The sequence below is a fragment of the Croceitalea sp. W27 genome (assembly GCF_055693185.1).
The window spans coordinates 1306467-1326250 of sequence record NZ_CM146327.1 but is presented as its reverse complement, the minus strand read 5'-3'; the positions used below and the strand labels follow the sequence as shown (position 1 = coordinate 1326250).

Genomic DNA, 19784 nt, shown 5'->3' with positions numbered 1-19784 from the left:
TTAAATGGCCAAGGTTGAAACTACATCAAAATGGGTGCAAACAGTTGTCCTTACAATTGTTGCAGTCATTTTCACTACAATCATTTTTATTATAGATGTAAATCTCCCCAAAACAATTGTCTTTGGGGCAGTTTACTGTATTGTCATACTATACAGCTGGTTATTGCCTGGCAAGTTTACATCGGTATTCGTTGGTTTTGTTTGCACAATTCTAATGATTATTGGTCTCATTCTGTCACCGGTTGCCGTTGAAGAAGATATTGATCGTATATGGGGGGTAAATTTTATTATTTCTTTGATTGTACTATGGGTTTCCGTTGCTTTGGTCTCTGCCGCGAAAAAAGGTTATGAAGGCGTGCAAAACACGCTTGATTCCATGGAAGAAAAAGTAATTGAGCGTACCAAAGAACTTTATCAGAGTAAAAAAGATTTAGAGGTAAGCGAAAAATTATATCGCTACCTATATGAACACGCCAATGAAATGCATGTAAGCGTAGACCCAAAGACGGCAAAAATTATAAGATGTAATGAAACCATAGGTATAAAACTTGGTTACACAAAGGAAGAACTGATTGGTGAAGAAGTATTTAAGGTATATCATCCAGAATGCATGGCGGAAGTACATAAGGCATTTAAAAAATTTCAAAGAACCGGAACAATCAAAAACGCTGAACTACTATTAAAAACCAAAACAGGAAAGAAAATAGATGTAATACTTAATGTCAGTTCGGTCAAAAATGCAGATGGCGAAATTTTGTATAGCCGATCAAGTTGGACGGATATTACTAAATTGAAACGAACAGAACGGCAACGTATTCTCTATGCCGAGAAATTAGAATCACAAAATAAAGAATTGGAACAATTCGCTTTTATTGCTTCTCACGATCTTCAAGAGCCCTTGCGAACAGTGACGAGCTTTACCGATTTGTTGGCAACCGAGTATCAAGATAAGTTTGATGAAACAGGTTCAAAAAGCCTGCAATTTATATTAGAAGCCACAGGCAGAATGCGCAATCTGGTCAAAGGGCTTTTAGATTATAGCAGAATTGGCAAAGATACCGAGAAGACCATTGTAAATATTAAAAAAACGGTAGATGAAATAGAACAAGACCTAGGCGTCAAAATTGCTAAGGCCAAGGTTGAAATAATGAAACAGAATTTACCTGTAAAAGTGATAGCCTTTGAAACAGAGATAAGACAATTATTTCAAAATTTAATTAGTAATGCGATCAAATTCAGAAGAGAAGGTGTTCCGCCAAAAGTGGTAATATCCTCAAATGAATCGGCAGAAAAGCACTTTTTTTCCATAGCCGATAACGGAATTGGTATTGCAAAAGAGCATCATGAGAAGGTTTTTCAGATATTTAAAAGACTTCACAATAGAAGTGATTATGAAGGAACCGGTATTGGATTGGCACATTGCCAAAAAATTGTCGACCTTCACGGAGGTAAAATTTGGATGGAATCCGAACTGGAAAAAGGAACAACATTTCATTTTTCCATACCAAAACAATTAAAATCATAAAATGAAAAAAAAGCTGAATTGTATTTTGTTGATAGACGACGATGAAGCCACCAACTTCATTCATGAAATGGTCATTAAAAAGAGTGGTTGTGCAGAAAAGATAATGGCGGTACAAAGCGGATATGATGCCCTTGATTACTTAACGGAGACAAAAAATGGAATCTACCCGCAACCAGATGTTATTTTTTTGGATATCAATATGCCCGGTATGGATGGCTGGGAATTTTTAGAAGCCTACGAAAAGCTTGAAGATGGACAGAAAGGCCATATTGTCGTGGTAATGCTTACTACCTCGTTAAATCCTGATGATGAGAAAAAGGCCCAAAGTCTCGGGCTTATCAAAGGTTTTAAAAATAAACCTCTAAAAGAAGAGATGATACACGATATTGTTGCCGAACATTTTCAGCATTACCTCTAATTGCCTACAGGCTTAACAACAAATGTTACTGCCAACTCTTTTTTTGGTTTTTTGAATAAGAATGGTTTTTGAAACGGGTTTAGAGGAAATCTTGGTAATAGACTCGAAGAACCTCCTAATAATTTCTTCATTTCTGCATCATACTCGAGCACCAAACTTTCCGTTTTACCGCCACCTAGCACAAAAAAAGATTCCGATTTATAGCCTTTTGATTTGATATTCACTTTCCAATGAAAATCCTTCTTGCTGGTAAGTGTAAACTCCCCTTCATAATTGGTATAGGTAATGTCGTCTGTTTGGTCAATTTCAACAGACGCCATATAAATTGGCAGACCTAGCTCATCAACAACTTTTCCAGATATGGTATTTTGGGAAATACCAAAAAACGGAATATAGGTTAATAGGAGCACAAGGGTTAATTTGTGCATTTCAATAAGATTTGGACTAGTATAACGTATTTTATTGATAATTAGTATGTTTTTGCAGTCTTGGTTGCAGGTAATGTTATCGCTACAAAAGTTTGTAGACAAACAATAATACCATAAAACCAGCGTTTTTTATGCGGAACGAGAACCAAAAATTAACATAGAGGTATGGTGCATTTTTATTCTCGTCTAGTATTAGGGTTCATTTTTTTATCAAGTATTTCGCTCTCAGCGCAAAACTTGATTCTTAATCCAAGCTTTGAAAACTACAAAGCGTGTCCTTCTAACATTACCAATTTTAACACTCTTGTCGAAGATGTATCATTGCCAACTTCCAGTTCGGGCGATTACTTTAATGAGTGTGGTACCGGTGATTTTTCGGTTCCTGAGAATTTCAAGGGAGCACAAAAGGCTGTTGAAGGTAAAGGATACGCCGGGCTGTATTTTTATGCATTGAACGATTACCGTGAATATATTCAGTTAAATACGGCAAAAACCCTACGAAGTAAATTCCCTTATAAGGTTTCTTTTAAGGTAAGTCTTGCCGAAGCATCAAGTTTGGCATTAAAGGGTATGTCAATAGTATTGACCAATGCAAAGGTTAGAGTGCCTAACAGTTCTGCACTTACCCCTTCAAAATTGGATTTACAAGAAGGTGTAGAATTTTATGAGGTAAAGCTCACCCCGAATAACTCAATGGCAGATACCGAAGGTTGGGTAACATTATCTGGCGAGTTTGAGGCAAAGGGCTTTGAAGAACATATCATTATAGGTAATTTTCAAAATAACAATAGCACGGCACTCTTAAATAAAACAGGGCCTGTTTTATCCAAAGATTTCTCTTATTATTATATAGATGATTTTATGCTTGAAGAACAGCCGAGAATCAACTACGAAAAAGATAAAATTTACGTTTTAGAGCGTAACCCATTTGAACCTAAAGGCTATGAGCTCGATAAAGAAGCCGTGGCCAGCGTAAAGAAAATCTTTAAGTTTCTTAAAGAGAATGCTGAGGTGCAAATGAAGATTACCGGGCATTCTGATAATGTTGGAAATCCTGAATACAACAAGTTTATTTCTTCACTAAGAGCTAGAGCGGTTGCACTATATCTTAAAAAGTTAGGTATTGATGACAATCGTGTTGTTTGGGAAGGTGCAGGTGATACAAAGCCCCTTAGAAACGGAAAGATTAAGGAAAAGGCTAACCGTCGCGTAGAATTTGTGATGACCACCATAGAGAACCAATAGAAAAAGCTAACATTATATCTGATTGTGTATTTTTGGGGAAAGTCAATTCCTAATGAAAATACACATTCTTTCTTTTTTATTTTTAGTCCTATTTTTTTCTTGCAATTCAAAAGAAGAAGTCGACCTTATCGTTTACAACGCCAATATTTATACGGTGGATGATAGTTTTTCGACAGCAAATGCCATAGCCATAAAAGATGGTGAATTTGTAGCGGTTTCCGAAGATAATTTGGAAAACTACATGGCCAAAGAAGAAATAGATGCAAAGGGCAAAACTATAGTTCCAGGTTTATTTGATGCGCACTGTCATTTTTATGGTTTGGGATTAACCCAACAAGTTGTCAACCTGCGAGGAACAACTAGTTATGATGATATTCTTCAAAAAGTTGCCAATTTTCATAAAGAAAAGCCTTCAAACGTTATTCAGGGTCGTGGCTGGGACCAGAATGATTGGGAAGAAAAGGAATTCCCGACAAAAGACAAACTAGATAAATTATTCCCAGATACCCCTGTAGTACTAGAGCGTGTAGATGGTCATGCCTATTTGGTCAATCAAAAAGCTTTGGATTTAGCAGGAATAAACAATGAAACCAACGTGGAAGGTGGCGAAATAGTTAAAGACAATAGTGGAAATATCACTGGAGTTTTGGTAGACAACCCTATGGGTTTGATAGACGCCGTAATTCCTAAACCCACAAGGGCAACACAGATTCAGGCGCTAAAAGATGCGCAAGAACTTTGTTTCGATTATGGTTTGACTACGGTTAACGATGCAGGTCTAAACAAAGAGACCATAGAATTAATAGATAGCCTACAGCAAGCTGGTGAATTGGATATTCGGGTGTATGCCATGATCAGCAATAACAAAGAAAATTTAGATTATTACTTATCAAAAGGTATCGTAAAAACGGATAAATTAAATGTACGTTCTGTAAAAGTATATGGTGATGGTGCTTTGGGGTCGCGAGGAGCTGCCTTACGTGAACCCTATTCAGATAAACCTGGGCATTTTGGAGCCATGATTACTCCTGTAGATACCATTGAGTCATTGGCAAAAAGGATAGCTGCTTCAGATTACCAAATGAACACCCATGCTATTGGAGATTCTGCAAATATTGCGGTATTAAGGGCCTATGCGAAAGCCTTGCCCGATGGTGCCGATAGAAGATGGAAAATAGAACATGCACAGGTAATTTCTGAGCCTGACTTTCAATATTTTAGCAGTGGTATTATTCCATCAATACAACCCACACATGCCACTAGCGATATGTACTGGGCAGAAGATAGGTTAGGCGAAGAGCGTGTAAAAGGAGCTTATGCTTTTAAGACACTGCTTAATAATGCCGGGATGGTTGTTTTAGGAACTGATTTTCCGGTAGAAAAAGTAAGCCCGTTTTTGACATTTTATGCCGCGGTGGCAAGACAAGATTTAGAAGCTTATCCCGATGGAGGATACCAAATGAAGGATGCTTTGTCTAGAGAGGAAACTTTAAAGGGAATGACGATATGGGCCGCCTATTCTAATTTTGAAGAAAACGAAAAAGGAAGCATAGAAGTGGGTAAAAAAGCAGACTTCGTGATTTTGAGTGATAATATTATGGAAGTTCCAGCTTCGCAGATTCCAAATCTAAAAGCGGAACAGGTTTTTGTTGGGGGCGAGAAGGTGAAATAATAAAGTTTTGAGAGTTTATAAAGGGTCATTTCGAAATAAAATTCGAAGCATTGATTGAGAAATCTGTTAAGCTGAATAAGATTTCTCATATGCATTCGAAATGACAAAAAGTGAAAGATTGTTACAAAAAAAGCCCCCAAACAACTGTCTGGGGGCTTTTCGATTTTATAAAATTTCGCTTAAAACATAATCGGTGTAGCTACACGTGTAGTGCCCCAACCCATTACGAGATGTGCTCCGCCCTTTACTTCTTTAAAAGCGATAGAGAATGCTTCTAAAGATTCAGAATCAGAACTCACTTTAGAACTAACTCGAACCACATCGGCAGCATTATCATAAGAATAAGCGCCCCATTGGTTTAAATTGTTGCTTAAAATTACGGTCCATTCACCGTTTCCAGGTATAGTAAACAAAGCATACGTACCTGCTTTTACACTTTTACCTCCAAAGCTAACGTCTTTGTAAAATGTAATTTCAGGAGCCTCGTTTGCTCCAGTACGCCATACTTTACCGGCAGGTGCCAAGTCAGACATGGTACGTCCTTTTAATTGAGGTCTGCCATAGGTAACTTTTACAGCTTTATCAGATACTTTGTAACTGGACGGAAAAGCGGCAATGTCTGCGGGGCTTTTATCCAAGCCACCAAATTTCTGGGCTCCGGCTTCGGTACTAAAAATTAAGGTCATTGCAAAAAATGCAATAGCAACTATTTTTTTCATAATTAAGATTATTTATTAAGTTTCAAAACTACCTGATATTTTGGGCCACTTGCTATAAAAAGAAGTTAAAGTTTGGCTTCTTCTAAAATGAAATATTTTAGTTTTTTTCATTCATTTATTGTTCCGGATAATGTATAAAAGTTATTTTTTAGTTATAATATGTAAGTATATTTTAATACTATGTTTTATTAATGTAATAATTAGGTGATTTTTGTCTCTTAATTGTTATCAAGAAAAGATTATGTGTGGTATTGTTTGTGCATTTGATGTAAAAGAGCCCGTTGAGTTGCTTAGGCCTCAACTATTGGAGATGTCAAAGAAAATTAGACATCGTGGTCCGGATTGGAGTGGAATATTTGCTAACGATAATGCTGTCATGGCTCATGAACGGCTAGCGATTGTTGATCCGGCATCCGGAAAGCAACCTTTATTGAGTACTGATGGAAAACTTGTTTTGGCCGCTAACGGAGAAATATATAACCATACCGAGCTGCGAGAACAATTTCAAGGAAAATATGATTTTAAAACAGCATCCGATTGTGAGGTCATTCTAGCCTTATATCAAGAAAAGGGAGTTGATTTTTTAGATGAAATGAACGGTATTTTTGGTTTTGCGATATATGATACAGAGAAAGACGAATATTTTATCGCCAGAGATCATATGGGTATAATTCCGCTATATATCGGATGGGATAAGAACGGAACATTCTATGTAGCTTCAGAACTTAAAGCTTTGGAAGGGACTTGCTCCAAGATAGAGTTGTTTCCTCCCGGTCATTATATGCATAGTGCTAACGGTGAATTTGTGCGATGGTACAAACGCGATTGGATGGAGTATGAAGCTGTAAAAGAAAATGAAACCAGTATTCAAGAGATTCATGATGCTTTGGATGCCGCGGTGAAAAGACAGTTGATGTCAGATGTGCCTTATGGCGTTTTACTTTCCGGAGGTTTGGATTCTTCCGTTACATCGGCACTAGCAAAAAAATATTCACAAAAACGAATTGAATCAGGTGGTACTAAAGATGCTTGGTGGCCACAACTGCACTCATTTTCTGTTGGCCTAGAAGGCTCTCCGGATCTTGCTGCTGCACAAAAAGTGGCGGACCATATTGGCACGGTACACCATGAGATAAAATTTACCATTCAAGAAGGTTTAGATGCCATAAAAGATGTCATCTACAACCTAGAAACTTATGATATAACGACAATAAGGGCTTCCACACCTATGTACTTAATGGCACGTGTCATAAAATCTATGGGTATAAAAATGGTACTTTCTGGTGAAGGGGCCGATGAGCTTTTTGGTGGGTATTTATATTTTCACAAAGCTCCAAGTCCAAAAGATTTTCATGAAGAGACGGTTCGTAAATTGGACAAGCTTCATATGTACGATTGTCTAAGGGCCAATAAATCGCTCGCTGCTTGGGGCATTGAGGGTAGAGTTCCGTTTTTGGACAAAGAATTTATGGATGTTGCCATGCGTATCAATCCCAAAGATAAAATGATCAATGGCGAGCGAATGGAAAAATGGGTGGTTCGTAAAGCATTTGAAGCTTACCTGCCAGAAAGCGTAGCCTGGAGACAGAAAGAACAGTTTTCTGACGGCGTGGGCTACAGTTGGATAGACACCTTGAAAGAGGTGGTGAATGCTGAAGTGAGCGATGAGCAATTGAAGAGTGCCAATTTTAGATTCCCTATCCAGACACCAACTTCTAAAGAAGAATATTATTACCGTTCTATTTTTGAAAGTCATTTTCCGTCAGATGCGGCAGCATTGAGCGTTCCTCAAGAACCTTCAGTGGCTTGCAGTACTAAAATCGCGCTTGAATGGGATGAGGCATTTAAGAACATGAACGACCCTTCGGGCAGAGCTGTGGCCAATGTGCACGATGATGCCTATGTAAAATAATTTGTTTTCATATGTGAGCGTGAGAACATCATTTTTATTAGCTAATAAGAAGCGACAGATACTGTCGCTTCTTTTGTTTTAGAAGTATTTTTTCTCGGATAAATTTCAACGAAATATAGCATAATATTTTCCACAATCATTGTTAATAACTTAGAGGTGTCAAAATATCACAAACCCCTAATTCTACTGGGTATTGGTTATATTTGTAAGATTTGAAAAACGCAAGATAATTTAGTTATAAAACTATGAGCGAAGAAGCTAAAAACGAAGACGAAGAAATCAAAAAAAATAGCGATTCTGGGCAGAAAGATGACACTCCTATGAAAGACTATTCCGCAGACAGTATTCAGGCTCTAGAGGGTATGGAACATGTGCGAATGCGTCCGTCCATGTATATTGGTGATGTTGGAGTTAGAGGATTGCACCATTTGGTATATGAAGTAGTGGATAATTCCATAGATGAGGCCATGGGAGGGCATTGTGATACCATAAGCGTCACCATTAATGAAGATAACTCCATAACAACTAGGGATAACGGTAGGGGTATTCCTGTTGGTATACATAAAAAAGAAGGCGTTTCGGCACTTGAGGTTGTAATGACCAAAATTGGTGCAGGTGGTAAATTTGATAAAGACTCTTATAAGGTATCAGGGGGTCTGCATGGTGTTGGTGTATCTTGTGTGAACGCATTGTCAAGCAAATTGAAGGCCACGGTTTTTAAAGAAGGCAAGATTTGGCAGCAAGAGTATGAGCGAGGTAAAGCAATGTACCCTGTAAAGACCATTGGAGAATGCAAGGAGGAAGATAGGGGTACAGAGGTTACTTTCTTGCCCGATACCACTATTTTCACACAAACTATTGAGTATAGCTATGAAACGCTTTCAAATAGAATGCGTGAGCTTTCTTTTTTGAACAAAGGGGTTACCATTTCGATTACCGATAGGCGTCAAAAAGACGAAAAAGGAGAATTTGTTTCTGAAGTATTTAGCTCTACGGAAGGTTTAAAGGAATTTGTTAAGTTTTTAGATGCCACTCGTGAACCGTTGATTCAGAGTGTGATTTCGATGGAAGGAGAGAAAAACGGAATTCCTGTTGAGGTAGCTATGATCTACAATAATGGGTATTCTGAAAATTTACATTCCTACGTGAATAATATCAATACCCATGAGGGAGGAACACACTTATCTGGTTTTAGAAGGGGATTGACTTCTACTTTGAAGAAATATGCCGATAATTCTGGAATGTTAGATAAGCTTAAGTTCGAAATTCAAGGTGATGACTTTAGGGAAGGGCTTACGGCCATTGTTTCTGTTAAGGTTGCCGAACCTCAGTTTGAGGGTCAGACCAAAACAAAATTGGGTAACAGAGAGGTTTCTTCGGCAGTTAGCCAAGCAGTTTCTGAAATGTTGACCAATTATTTGGAAGAACATCCTGATGATGCGAAAATTATTGTACAAAAAGTAATTCTTGCCGCTCAAGCAAGACATGCCGCAACAAAGGCCCGTGAAATGGTACAGCGGAAAACCGTAATGAGCGTTGGCGGCTTACCGGGAAAATTATCTGACTGTTCTGAGCAAGATCCTGCACTTTGTGAAGTGTTTTTGGTAGAGGGTGATTCTGCAGGTGGCACTGCTAAGCAAGGTCGCGATAGAATGTTTCAGGCTATTCTGCCTTTAAGGGGTAAAATCCTTAACGTAGAGAAAGCTATGCAGCATAGGGTTTTTGAGAACGAGGAAATAAAGAATATCTACACGGCCCTTGGTGTAACCATTGGTACTGAAGAGGACAGTAAGGCATTGAATCTTGAAAAATTGCGTTACCATAAAGTGGTAATCATGTGTGATGCCGATGTTGATGGTAGCCATATTGAAACTTTGATTTTAACGTTCTTCTTCCGTTATATGAGAGAATTGATAGAAGGAGGTCACGTTTACATTGCTACACCTCCGCTATATTTGGTCAAGAAAGGCTCTAAAAAGCGTTACGCTTGGACGGATGCCGAACGTGACGAAATAGTAGAATCAATGAACGGCGGAGCGGGTATTCAGCGATATAAAGGTCTCGGTGAGATGAATGCGGAGCAATTGTGGGATACCACTATGAATCCTGCTTTTAGAACGCTAAGACAAGTTACTATTGATAATGCTACCGAAACGGACCGTATTTTCTCCATGCTAATGGGTGATGAGGTACCTCCGCGAAGAGAGTTTATAGAGAAAAATGCCGTTTATGCGAACATTGATGCATAGATAACGACAGTTCACAACAAAAACTCGCTCCTACAGGGCGAGTTTTTTAGTTTTAGGAAAAATTTTACAAAATGAAGAGAATAATTCTTTTTGGTATAGTAGGTGTTTTTTCCTTAGGGCTAAGTGCGCAATCAGATTTTAGTGATGTTTTCGCTGCTGGTGTAGAAGATGCCGAACGTTTTAGTAACGATTATTTCGGGCCTATGTCCGAAGCCGCCATTTATAGTATGGCGAACGGATGGTATAACTCTGCAGATTCAAAACCGCTCGGCGGATTTGAAATCTCGCTTGTGGGTAATATCACCGGTTTTAAAAATAAAGGGGATAAGAAAGCATTTTTATTTGATGAAGCAGATTACACCAACTTGCAATTGGTTGGGGGCAATGATACAAGAACCGACACCCAATTGGTTTCGTCAGTACTTGGTGACATCGAAGGAGTGCGTGTCTTTGTTGAAGCAGAAATAGCTCCGGGTGTTACGGAGACCAGTGAATTTACCTTGCCTTCTGGACTTGCCTCCGAAGGGTTGAATTTTGTGCCTTCGGCATTTTTACAGGCTAGTGTTGGCTTGGTAAAAGGCTTGGAAGTAAAAGCTAGATTCTTGCCAAACATAAATTTTGATGATGATGTTGAATTTGGGCTTTTTGGTGCAGGATTACAATATGATTTTACAAAAATTCTACCAGGAGATAAAATTCTACCTGTTGCCTTATCCGCAGTTATTGGGTATACCAATTTGAATGCTTCCTATGATTTTACCGATCAAGGCTTGCTAGCAGGAGAAAATCAAAGAATAGAAACAACATTCAATACATGGACTTTTGCCGCGGTGGCATCCACTAAATTACCTATAATAAATTTTTATGGTGGTTTAGGCTATATTACAGGAAACTCTGAAACAGATGTTTTAGGCACTTACCAGGCAGGTTTTGGCCCTTTTCAAGAAACGGTAACCGATCCTTTTTCTCTTCGAAGAGAAGTAAGTGGTGTTACGGCCAACGTGGGAACCAAATTAAAATTAGGGTTCTTTAGGTTAAACGTAGATTATAACATTGCAGAATTCAATACGCTAACAGCTGGTATAAACTTTGGTCTTAGGTAGGTTAAGGTAGAAGAATTTAAAACAAAAAATAAGAAGAAAAGCCCATAGTAATTAAACTAAGGGCTTTTTCCTTCATTCGCATCCAGTGTCTATGCTATTCCCTAATGGCAAATATATCTCCGTCTTCAAGCGCCAGCTTTTCTGGTGTAGCTGCTTCTTCAAGATTTACCTGTACCTTAGGTTTATCCGTTCCGGTATAAATTATAGTGTAGGTTTCACCTTCTAAGCTCCAACTAAAATCTGTGTAGAAATCTAAATCACCGTTGGTGTAATTGTGGTATCGGCCTAGGTAGGCATCGTTGAAAATCCATTCTTGTCGAACCTTTTCTCCACTTTCTTCACCTTCCGATGCAATTTCTGATTTGGACCAAATGCCTAGAATAGGGTCGTTGTTTTCGGGTATTTCCGAACAATTGCTCACAGCAATAAGGGCCAAAATGGCCAATAATGAAAAGAACTTTTTCATGATTAAGTAGGTTATGTCTTTTAATTTGGGACTATTAGAACGGTCAGAATCGAGTAGGTATTGCAAAAATTCGATGTATGACCACTTTTAGACAATTTCTTCGTTAAAGGGTATTTTTTTTTAACATATCTATGAAATTATGTAGTCTTTAATAATCAAAGTCTTCACCTATTTTGACCTAAAAAATCCATATTTTTGCCCCAAATTCAAGAACTTCTTAAAAACACACAAATGAAAGTTACCGTAGTTGGAGCTGGAGCAGTTGGCGCAAGTTGCGCTGAATACATAGCTATCAAAAATTTTGCATCAGAAGTAGTATTGTTAGATATTAAAGAAGGTTATGCCGAAGGTAAAGCCATGGATTTAATGCAAACCGCTTCTTTGAATGGATTTGATACTAAAATTACAGGAAGCACAAGCGATTATTCTAAAACCGCAAACAGTGATATTGCAGTAATCACATCTGGTATTCCTAGAAAACCGGGTATGACCCGTGAAGAATTGATAGGTATCAATGCAGGTATTGTAAAAACAGTATCGCAAAGTTTAATAGCGCATTCTCCAAATGTGATATTGATTGTGGTCAGTAATCCGATGGATACAATGACCTACTTGGTTCATAAAACCACGAACCTTCCAAAACATAAAATTATAGGTATGGGCGGGGCACTGGATAGTGCACGTTTTAAATACCGTTTGGCTGAAGCTTTAGAAGCTCCTATTTCTGATGTAGACGGCATGGTAATCGGAGGCCATAGTGATAAAGGCATGGTACCTTTAATTAGTCACGCTACGCGCAATAGTGTAAAGGCTTCAGAGTTTTTATCTCAAGACAAATTAGATTATGTAGTTCAGGAAACTAAAGTCGGCGGCGCTACCTTAACAGGTCTATTGGGCACTAGTGCCTGGTATGCACCAGGGGCAGCGGTTTCTGGTTTGGTACAAGCGATTGCTTGTGACCAGAAGAAAATGTTTCCATGCTCTACCTTTTTAGAAGGTGAATATGGCCTAAACGATATTTGTATCGGGGTTCCTGTAATTTTAGGGAAGAATGGTATCGAAAAAATCGTAGCTATCGATTTAAGTGATGCCGAAAAAGCGAAGATGCAAGAAAGTGCCGAAGGGGTTACAAAGACTAACGGATTGTTGCAGTTGTAATAAAAACAATTGTTTAAAAAATAAATGCCATTTCAAACCCAAAAGGGTATGAGTGGCATTTTTGTTTGTTGCACAGCTCGTTACAAATAAGAGAATTCTATTGGCAAATCCTATTTGAAATGATATATTTGCACGCTGTTTAAGAAAAATATCGTAATCAATGCAGAATAAAGGACTTATAAAGCTTTTCGCATTCCTTTTTGGTTTGGTGAGCATCTATCAATTATCATACACTTTTATCACAAGCAAGATTGAAGGTGACGCCGAGACCTATGCGGTAAATCAGATTTCAGAGGGAGAAGAAGACTATGTAGCAAAGAGAGAAGCTATCGAAACTTCTTATCTAGACTCCATTGGTGCAAATCCTATTTTAGGATACACCAGCTATGATGATGCCAAAAAACGTGAACTCAACAAGGGTCTTGACCTTAAAGGTGGTATTAACGTAACCCTTCAGATATCCGTAAAGGACATTTTAAAAGGATTGGCAAACAACACCAAAAGTCCAATTTTTAATAAGGCCATTGCTGATGCTGACGAAGCTTCAAAAAGCAGTGATGACACCTATTTGGATTTGTTCTTTGACGCTTTTGACAATGTAAAGGGAGATTCAAAACTTGCCTCTCCAGACATTTTTGCCAATAAGGGACTAAGTGATGTAATCAATTTTCAAATGTCAGATGATCAGGTTAAACCTGTTATCCGTAAAAAAATTGATGAATCTATCGTTTCTGCATTTGAGGTTCTTAGAGAACGTATCGATGGTTTTGGGGTAACACAACCGAATATTCAAAGAGAAGGTAATTCTGGACGTATTTTGGTAGAGCTGCCTGGAGCACGTGATATCAATCGTGCACAAGAACTGCTTTCAAGTACGGCACAATTAGAGTTTTGGGAAACCTACCCACAGAACAATCCAAGTTTAGGTCAGTTTTTTGTCAGTGCTAATGAGCGTCTTCGTGATATTCTAAAGCCCGAAGAAAAAGAACAAGAAGTAGCGACCCCAGAAAGTGAAATAGATTCTTTGCTGTCGGATGTTGCTCAAGATTCTTTGGATTTGACTACAGAAGCCAATCCGCTATTAAGCAAACTATTGCCAGGCACAAACAATGCAATAGCTAGAGTTGCCATTTCTGATATGGAGGCAATTGATTCATATTTAAAAATGCCGCAGATTAGAAGGTTGCTTCCTGCTGATATTCAATTCGTAAAGTTTGCATGGGAACGCCCTGCTGCAGAATCTGAACTTGTAGGCCTTTATGCTTTACAATCCAATCGTGATAATACACCAAGAATTAGTGGTGATGTGGTTTCTGATGCGCAGGATACATTTGACCAATTCAATAAGCCTGCGGTTAGCATGACCATGAATACCCGTGGTGCCAAAGAATGGGAACGTTTAACAGGTGACGCTTTCAATAACCAAACTGGCATTGCAATTGTTTTAGATAACAAAGTATATACTGCACCAGGTGTTTCTACCGGGCCAATCTCTGGTGGTCGTTCAGAAATAACAGGAACCTTTACAGTTAACGAAACAAAAGATATTGCAAACGTTTTAAGAGCGGGTAAATTACCGGCTTCAGCAGAAATTATTCAATCAGAAGTTGTTGGCCCTTCTTTAGGTCAAGAAGCAATTGATAGTGGTTTTATGTCATTTATGATTGCAATGGCCTTTGTTTTACTATGGATGATTTTCTACTATGGTAAAGCTGGTATTTTTGCCGACATTGCCCTGATTTTCAACATTGTGCTGATTTTTGGCGTATTGACCAGTTTGGGCGCTGTATTGACCCTACCTGGTATCGCGGGTATTGTCTTGACCATTGGTATGTCGGTTGATGCCAACGTACTTATTTTTGAACGTATTAAAGAAGAGTTGGATAGAGGTAAAGGCAAGGCGCAAGCCGTAGCCGATGGTTTTAGTAACGCGCTTTCTTCAATTTTAGATGCAAACATCACAACAGGTTTAACAGCAATTATTCTTTTCATATTCGGTTCCGGACCCATCAAAGGTTTCGCAACTACTTTATTAATAGGTATTGTAACCTCACTGTTTACTGCGATTTTCATTACAAGATTGTTAGTTGACTGGTATATCTCTAAAAAAGGAAGGGACCTGCAATTCTCAACCGGTATTACCAAGAACTTGTTCAAGAACATGAACATTAACTTCTTAGGCAAAAGAAAGATTGCATATGTTATCTCTTTAATTTTAGTTGGTGTTGGTGCGTTTTCGTTAGTAACAAAAGGCTTACAGCAAGGTGTTGATTTTGTTGGTGGACGTTCGTACCAGATTCGTTTTGAACAGGCAGTAAATCCTTCCGAGATTGCATCTGAATTAAATGATGTTTTTGGAAGTGCTACCGTAAAAATATTTGGAGAATCAAACCAGATAAAAGTTACTACGGCATATAAAGTTGATGTTGAGGGTATTGAAGTTGACTCGGAAATTCAGAATAAGCTATACACATCACTACAGAGCTATTTGCCCGAGGGCACTTCTTTTGAAGACTTTACAGTTGGTGCATCAGAAAAGTCAATAGGAATTTTACAGTCTGTAAAAGTAGGTCCTACCATTGCTGATGATATCAAGAAAAACGCATTATTGGCTATTATCGGATCGCTAGCGGTAGTATTCTTATACATTTTACTGCGTTTTAGAAAATGGCAATTCTCATTAGGGGCTGTTGTTGCGGTTTTCCATGATGTTATGATAGTATTGGGCATATTTTCTCTTACAAGCGCTATAATGCCTTTTAATATGGAAATAGACCAAGCATTTATAGCGGCTATTCTTACTGTAATCGGTTATTCCTTAAATGATACTGTGGTCGTTTTTGACCGTATTCGTGAGATTGTGAACCTAAAGGGATGGAATAAAGGTAACAATGTGAATGAGGCATTGAATAGTACGCTGAGTAGAACATTAAATACTTCATTAACGACCTTGATAGTGCTTTTAGCCATTTTCATCTTTGGAGGTGAATCGCTTAGAGGATTCATGTTTGCCATGATCGTTGGTGTAATTGTAGGTACCTATTCATCGGTATTTATTGCAACGCCAATTATGTTCGATGCACTTAAAAAAAGAATTTCTTCCGGTAAGGAATAGATTATACTAGCTAACTCAAATAAATGGCCATCTGCAATGCAGATGGCTTTTTTGTTTTGTGCATTCCCTTTCTGACTCGAATACGTTGTTCTACTCCTTACTATTTAAAGCTCTTGATTTTCCCGGTAAAACCATTTTCTGTTGGTATCAATTCAAACATCTTTTTTGGGTTTAGCCCTTTTTCTTCTCTGTGAGAAACATAAACAATAGCGGTAGTACTATCATAGACTATCTTATTTACAAGGGATACAAAAAGAAGGGCGCTTGAATCGTCAAGGCCCGAAGTTGGTTCATCTAACAATAATAATGGAGGGTGCTTTATCATTGCCCGGGCAGTAAGCAACAATCTTTTTTCAGTAGTAGGTAATTGGTGAAAGTACTGCGTTTTTTTTGCGGATAGCTGCAATAGCTCAAGCCAATCAGATGCCAATCTTTTTTCGATTTCGGTAGGTTTTACATAGAGCCCGATGGAGTCATGAAGCCCTGAAATTAGCATATTTTCTAGTGTATGATAGCCTCTGAATTTGTCGGTCATAGCTGGTGTGAAATACCCTATATTCTTTTTGATGTCCCAAACACTTTCACCACTCCCTTTTTTAATGCCAAACAGGTACAGCTCTTGCCCGTATCCTTTTTGACTATCACCAGTTATCATGGCCAGCAAGGTACTTTTTCCGCTGCCATTAGGGCCTTTTAATTGCCAAAAGTCTCCTGAATGAATCTGCCAGCTGATGTTTGACAAAACGGGTTTATCATTAAAACTGACCGATACATTTCTAAGCTTCACTAGATTATTGCCCGTAAACGATTGGGTGTTTAAAGGTCTGGGAATATTAAATTTAGAAAAAGTACTTTTTGTTTTGACAGTCTTGCTTAAAAGATGTGTTTTACTATCAAAGTGAATTAGCTTATCACCCTCTAACTTAGCGTAATTTGCTGCTAACGGTAAAAAGTCCTCAACTCGATTTATGATTTGGATTATAGGTAAATCTGCAGCTAGGGTCAGCAGTTTTCCCTTAAGTTCTTTTTGATAGTGATAATCTAAATTATCAAACGGATTTACTACTATCAAGTAGTCTGGTGAGCTTTCTAAAGTATAATTGAGCAATGCTTTTTTTCGTTCACCACTGCTCATGGTAATCAAAGATTGCGATGTGTTTTTTGTAATTAGTTTTATGCCATGTTTTTCTTCTTTATCAAGATAATGGGCAATTTGTGAGCTTGAAAATAAACTACCCGTTTTTCCTGCCAATTCACTAAAATTAGGAAGTAATTTATCGTTTAACAACAGATTTAGAAAAGTATCGGTCTGTGAAGTACTATCAATAAGAATGGTGTAATGGACGATATTCATCTAAACTATATGTTTAAATTATCGAGAAAAGTAACGAATATTCATTTGTTAACCCTAAAAATATGCACTGGGTTTTCTTTATAAGTGGTGGTTTTGTCCAATTGCATTTTATTTTTTAAGGCTACTTTTTGAGAGGGAATGTTATCAACGTGAATAATAGAGATAAGTGATTCGGTCAAATCGTTTTGAAAGGCATAATCCCTGCATTTCTTGGCTGCTTCAAACGCAAAGCCTTTGCGCCAATATTTGGGTAAAACAGAATAGCCAATTTCTAATTCTGTTACATTATCAACAGTTTGAATTAATAAGCCGCACATACCAATAAGCTCATTGGCGGTTTTAAGGACTAAGGCATTCATGCCTCCTAAATGTTGCTCGTATCTTTCAAAAATCCTTTCAAATTGTTCTTTGCAGGCTTGTTCCGGATTTTCAGGTAGTCCATCCCAGTATTGCGTTGAAACTGGATTTTGATAAAAGGGCAGCCAAGGTTGATAATCTTCTGGTGTTATCTTTCTAAAATATAGGCGTTCACTTTTTTGATCTTCTAAAAGATAAGGTGATACCATTATTTTCTGGTAAAAATGACACTATCCTTAACTTCTAACAACCATTTTTCTGCAAGTCCAGCATTTACCTCCAGTACGTATTTAATAGGTACTTGTGAAGACAGACCTACTTCATTGTAGGGCTGCGCATTTTCTTGAAAACTGGCAATTTTCAGGTTTTCATCAATAAAGACAATATCTAAAGGAAACTCGGTATTCTTCATGTAAAAAGAATGCATGGCCACATCAGGAAAAATAAAAAGCATTCCCTGTTTTTCTTCCATAGATGACCTGTACATTAATCCTGTCTCTGTTTCGTAATCGGTTTCGGCGATTTCAATATCAAGATTGACCAAAAGCGAATCTTTCTTGAAAATCGCTAGTTCACCCTCTTTAGTGAAATCAATAGTTTCCGTCTTTAACTCAGTCTTTTTCTCTCCTTTACAAGACGTAAAAAGTATAAAAAACACGGACAAAAAAATTGTACAATACTTAAAAAAATATTTCATCTTACTACTTACTACTTACAGGTCTGAACATAAAATACAAGCCAACTAAAATCATAGGGATACTTAACCACTGCCCTGTTGTGAAAGTGCCCCAAGTATCTTCAAAACCTCCCTGACTTTTCTTAAAGTACTCTACAAAAAACCGAGCCGACCACAAACCGAGCATAAATAGCCCAAATAAGAATCCAGGTTTTTTACTTTTATCAGTTTTCCAATAAAAGAAATACATAATTGCAAATAGAATTAGGTACAAGAAAGCTTCGTATAATTGTGCAGGATGTCGGTAGGGTATACTCTCTAGAACGCTGGCATACTCAGGATTGTTCTCAATAGCTTTGTAAGCAGCACTGGCTGTTTTTTCCTTGGTCAACCCCATTGCTTTATACGTGGGCATATCGTCAGAATCTCTAACGAAACGCGTTGCAAAAGCAAAAGACTGGTCAACAACCTTGCCGTTGATTTCTGAATTAAAGAAATTACCTAACCTAACAAAAGCGGTACCTATTGAACTCACTACTGCAACTTTGTCTAAAAGCCACATAAAGCTCATATCCTTAAATTTTCTAGAGAGCAAATACAATGCTATAAATGCTCCGATAGTTGCTCCATGACTGGCCAATCCCGTAAAACCCGTAAACTCCCAACCATTAATGATTCCGAGTAGGGTGCCATCAGCGCTCTCGCGTATCGGGAGTAAAATTTCAAGAAGGTGGTCTTGGTAGTAATCCCAATCATAAAAGATGACATGTCCCAATCGAGCGCCCAGCATAATTGAAACTACTGCATATACAAAGAGAGAGTCGAGCTTTTCTAAAGACTTATTTTCTTTTTTGAAAATCTGTTTCATTAGATACCATCCAACAACAAAAGCTAAAATCCACAACAGGTTGTAATACTTGATTTGGACAAAGCCTATCTTGAAAAGAATATCATCTGGATTCCAGTTGAAAGCTAAAAAATGCATGCAAATAATTTTTGGACTAAGATAAATAAATAGAAATTAGACCGCTCCGCTTTTAGATATTAGATTTCAGAAAATTGTAGCTCATGGTTTGAGTTTGAATCTTTCACATAAACTTTGTCAAACTGAGCCTGTCGAAGTTTTGAACTTGACTCTTAAATTTGATGCTTGAACTTGTATTTCTAAGGCACCGGGTCATAGCCTTTTCCACCCCACGGGTTACAGCTAAAAATACGTTTTATAGCGAGCCATCCACCTTTAAAAAGCCCATGTTTTTTTAAGGCTTCTAGTGTATATGCAGAACAAGTAGGGCTATAACGACAAGTCGCAGGCGTATAAGGAGAAATTAACAGCTGGTAAGCACGTACTAAAAATACAAACGGAGCTATCAATATTTTTTTCAAA

Annotated in this window: 17 protein-coding genes; 9 read left to right on the top strand and 8 right to left on the bottom strand. The window is 37.9% G+C overall.

Annotation, left to right across the window (positions count from 1 at the left end):
• The first annotated feature begins 4 nt into the window (after positions 1-4).
• Both ACZ1GR_RS05915 and ACZ1GR_RS05910 read left to right on the top strand, forming a co-directional pair.
• A complete protein-coding gene (locus tag ACZ1GR_RS05915; RefSeq protein ID WP_472611281.1) occupies positions 5-1525 on the top strand; it encodes a sensor histidine kinase in 1521 nt (506 codons plus the stop codon).
• A gap of 1 nt (position 1526) precedes the next feature.
• Entirely contained in the window at positions 1527-1943 is a 417-nt protein-coding gene (locus tag ACZ1GR_RS05910; protein WP_472611280.1) for a response regulator, read from the top strand.
• On the opposite strand, the gene ACZ1GR_RS05905 is transcribed toward ACZ1GR_RS05910, so the two are convergent.
• Entirely contained in the window at positions 1940-2371 is a 432-nt protein-coding gene (locus tag ACZ1GR_RS05905; protein WP_472611279.1) for a carboxypeptidase-like regulatory domain-containing protein, read from the bottom strand. The two genes, ACZ1GR_RS05910 and ACZ1GR_RS05905, sit on opposite strands and share 4 nt — an antisense overlap.
• A 165-nt stretch (positions 2372-2536) precedes the next feature.
• On the opposite strand from ACZ1GR_RS05905, the gene ACZ1GR_RS05900 reads away from it, so the two are divergent.
• Positions 2537-3616, top strand: coding sequence for an OmpA family protein (locus ACZ1GR_RS05900; protein ID WP_472611278.1), 1080 nt, complete (start codon positions 2537-2539; stop codon positions 3614-3616).
• A 52-nt stretch (positions 3617-3668) separates the two neighbouring features.
• Positions 3669-5288, top strand: a complete 1620-nt coding sequence (locus ACZ1GR_RS05895; RefSeq protein WP_472611277.1) for an amidohydrolase — start codon at positions 3669-3671, stop codon at positions 5286-5288.
• A gap of 179 nt (positions 5289-5467) precedes the next feature.
• Here ACZ1GR_RS05895 and ACZ1GR_RS05890 read toward each other — a convergent pair whose 3' ends face one another.
• Positions 5468-6007, bottom strand: coding sequence for a DUF2911 domain-containing protein (locus ACZ1GR_RS05890; RefSeq protein ID WP_472611276.1), 540 nt, complete (start codon positions 6005-6007; stop codon positions 5468-5470).
• Positions 6008-6248: 241 nt separating this feature from the next.
• On the opposite strand from ACZ1GR_RS05890, the gene asnB reads away from it, so the two are divergent.
• From asnB to ACZ1GR_RS05875, 3 genes are all read left to right on the top strand, one after another.
• The gene (asnB, locus tag ACZ1GR_RS05885) at positions 6249-7919 is read left to right on the top strand and encodes an asparagine synthase B (RefSeq protein ID WP_472611275.1); all 1671 of its coding nucleotides are present in this window, start codon (positions 6249-6251) and stop codon (positions 7917-7919) included.
• A 320-nt stretch (positions 7920-8239) separates the two neighbouring features.
• Complete coding sequence (gene gyrB, locus ACZ1GR_RS05880; protein ID WP_472611797.1) at positions 8240-10168, top strand: DNA topoisomerase (ATP-hydrolyzing) subunit B; 1929 nt, start codon at positions 8240-8242, stop codon at positions 10166-10168.
• A gap of 71 nt (positions 10169-10239) precedes the next feature.
• Entirely contained in the window at positions 10240-11271 is a 1032-nt protein-coding gene (locus tag ACZ1GR_RS05875; RefSeq protein ID WP_472611274.1) for a DUF6588 family protein, read from the top strand.
• Between the two features lie 94 nt (positions 11272-11365).
• Here ACZ1GR_RS05875 and ACZ1GR_RS05870 read toward each other — a convergent pair whose 3' ends face one another.
• Complete coding sequence (locus tag ACZ1GR_RS05870; protein ID WP_472611273.1) at positions 11366-11737, bottom strand: hypothetical protein; 372 nt, start codon at positions 11735-11737, stop codon at positions 11366-11368.
• A gap of 231 nt (positions 11738-11968) precedes the next feature.
• Here ACZ1GR_RS05870 and ACZ1GR_RS05865 point away from each other — a divergent pair, with 231 nt between their 5' ends.
• Together ACZ1GR_RS05865 and secDF are read left to right on the top strand one after the other, a co-directional pair.
• Positions 11969-12895 (top strand): malate dehydrogenase, encoded by a 927-nt coding sequence (locus ACZ1GR_RS05865; protein ID WP_472611272.1) that lies wholly within the window; start codon positions 11969-11971, stop codon positions 12893-12895.
• 160 nt (positions 12896-13055) lie between these two features.
• Positions 13056-16010 (top strand): protein translocase subunit SecDF, encoded by a 2955-nt coding sequence (gene secDF, locus ACZ1GR_RS05860; protein WP_472611271.1) that lies wholly within the window; start codon positions 13056-13058, stop codon positions 16008-16010.
• Positions 16011-16110: 100 nt separating this feature from the next.
• On the opposite strand, the gene ACZ1GR_RS05855 is transcribed toward secDF, so the two are convergent.
• The 5 genes from ACZ1GR_RS05855 to yidD all read right to left on the bottom strand — a co-directional run bounded on the left by ACZ1GR_RS05855 (position 16111) and on the right by yidD (position 19783).
• Positions 16111-17364, bottom strand: a complete 1254-nt coding sequence (locus tag ACZ1GR_RS05855) for an ABC transporter ATP-binding protein (RefSeq protein WP_472611270.1) — start codon at positions 17362-17364, stop codon at positions 16111-16113.
• A 41-nt stretch (positions 17365-17405) separates the two neighbouring features.
• Complete coding sequence (locus tag ACZ1GR_RS05850; RefSeq protein ID WP_472611269.1) at positions 17406-17930, bottom strand: GNAT family N-acetyltransferase; 525 nt, start codon at positions 17928-17930, stop codon at positions 17406-17408.
• The gene (locus ACZ1GR_RS05845) at positions 17930-18418 is read right to left on the bottom strand and encodes a DUF192 domain-containing protein (RefSeq protein ID WP_472611268.1); all 489 of its coding nucleotides are present in this window, start codon (positions 18416-18418) and stop codon (positions 17930-17932) included. The genes ACZ1GR_RS05850 and ACZ1GR_RS05845 overlap by 1 nt, the downstream gene beginning before the upstream one ends.
• Before the next feature lie 4 nt (positions 18419-18422).
• The gene (gene lgt / locus ACZ1GR_RS05840; protein WP_472611267.1) at positions 18423-19382 is read right to left on the bottom strand and encodes a prolipoprotein diacylglyceryl transferase; all 960 of its coding nucleotides are present in this window, start codon (positions 19380-19382) and stop codon (positions 18423-18425) included.
• A gap of 179 nt (positions 19383-19561) precedes the next feature.
• Positions 19562-19783, bottom strand: a complete 222-nt coding sequence (gene yidD, locus ACZ1GR_RS05835) for a membrane protein insertion efficiency factor YidD (protein WP_472611266.1) — start codon at positions 19781-19783, stop codon at positions 19562-19564.
• Between the last annotated feature and the right edge of the window lies 1 nt (position 19784).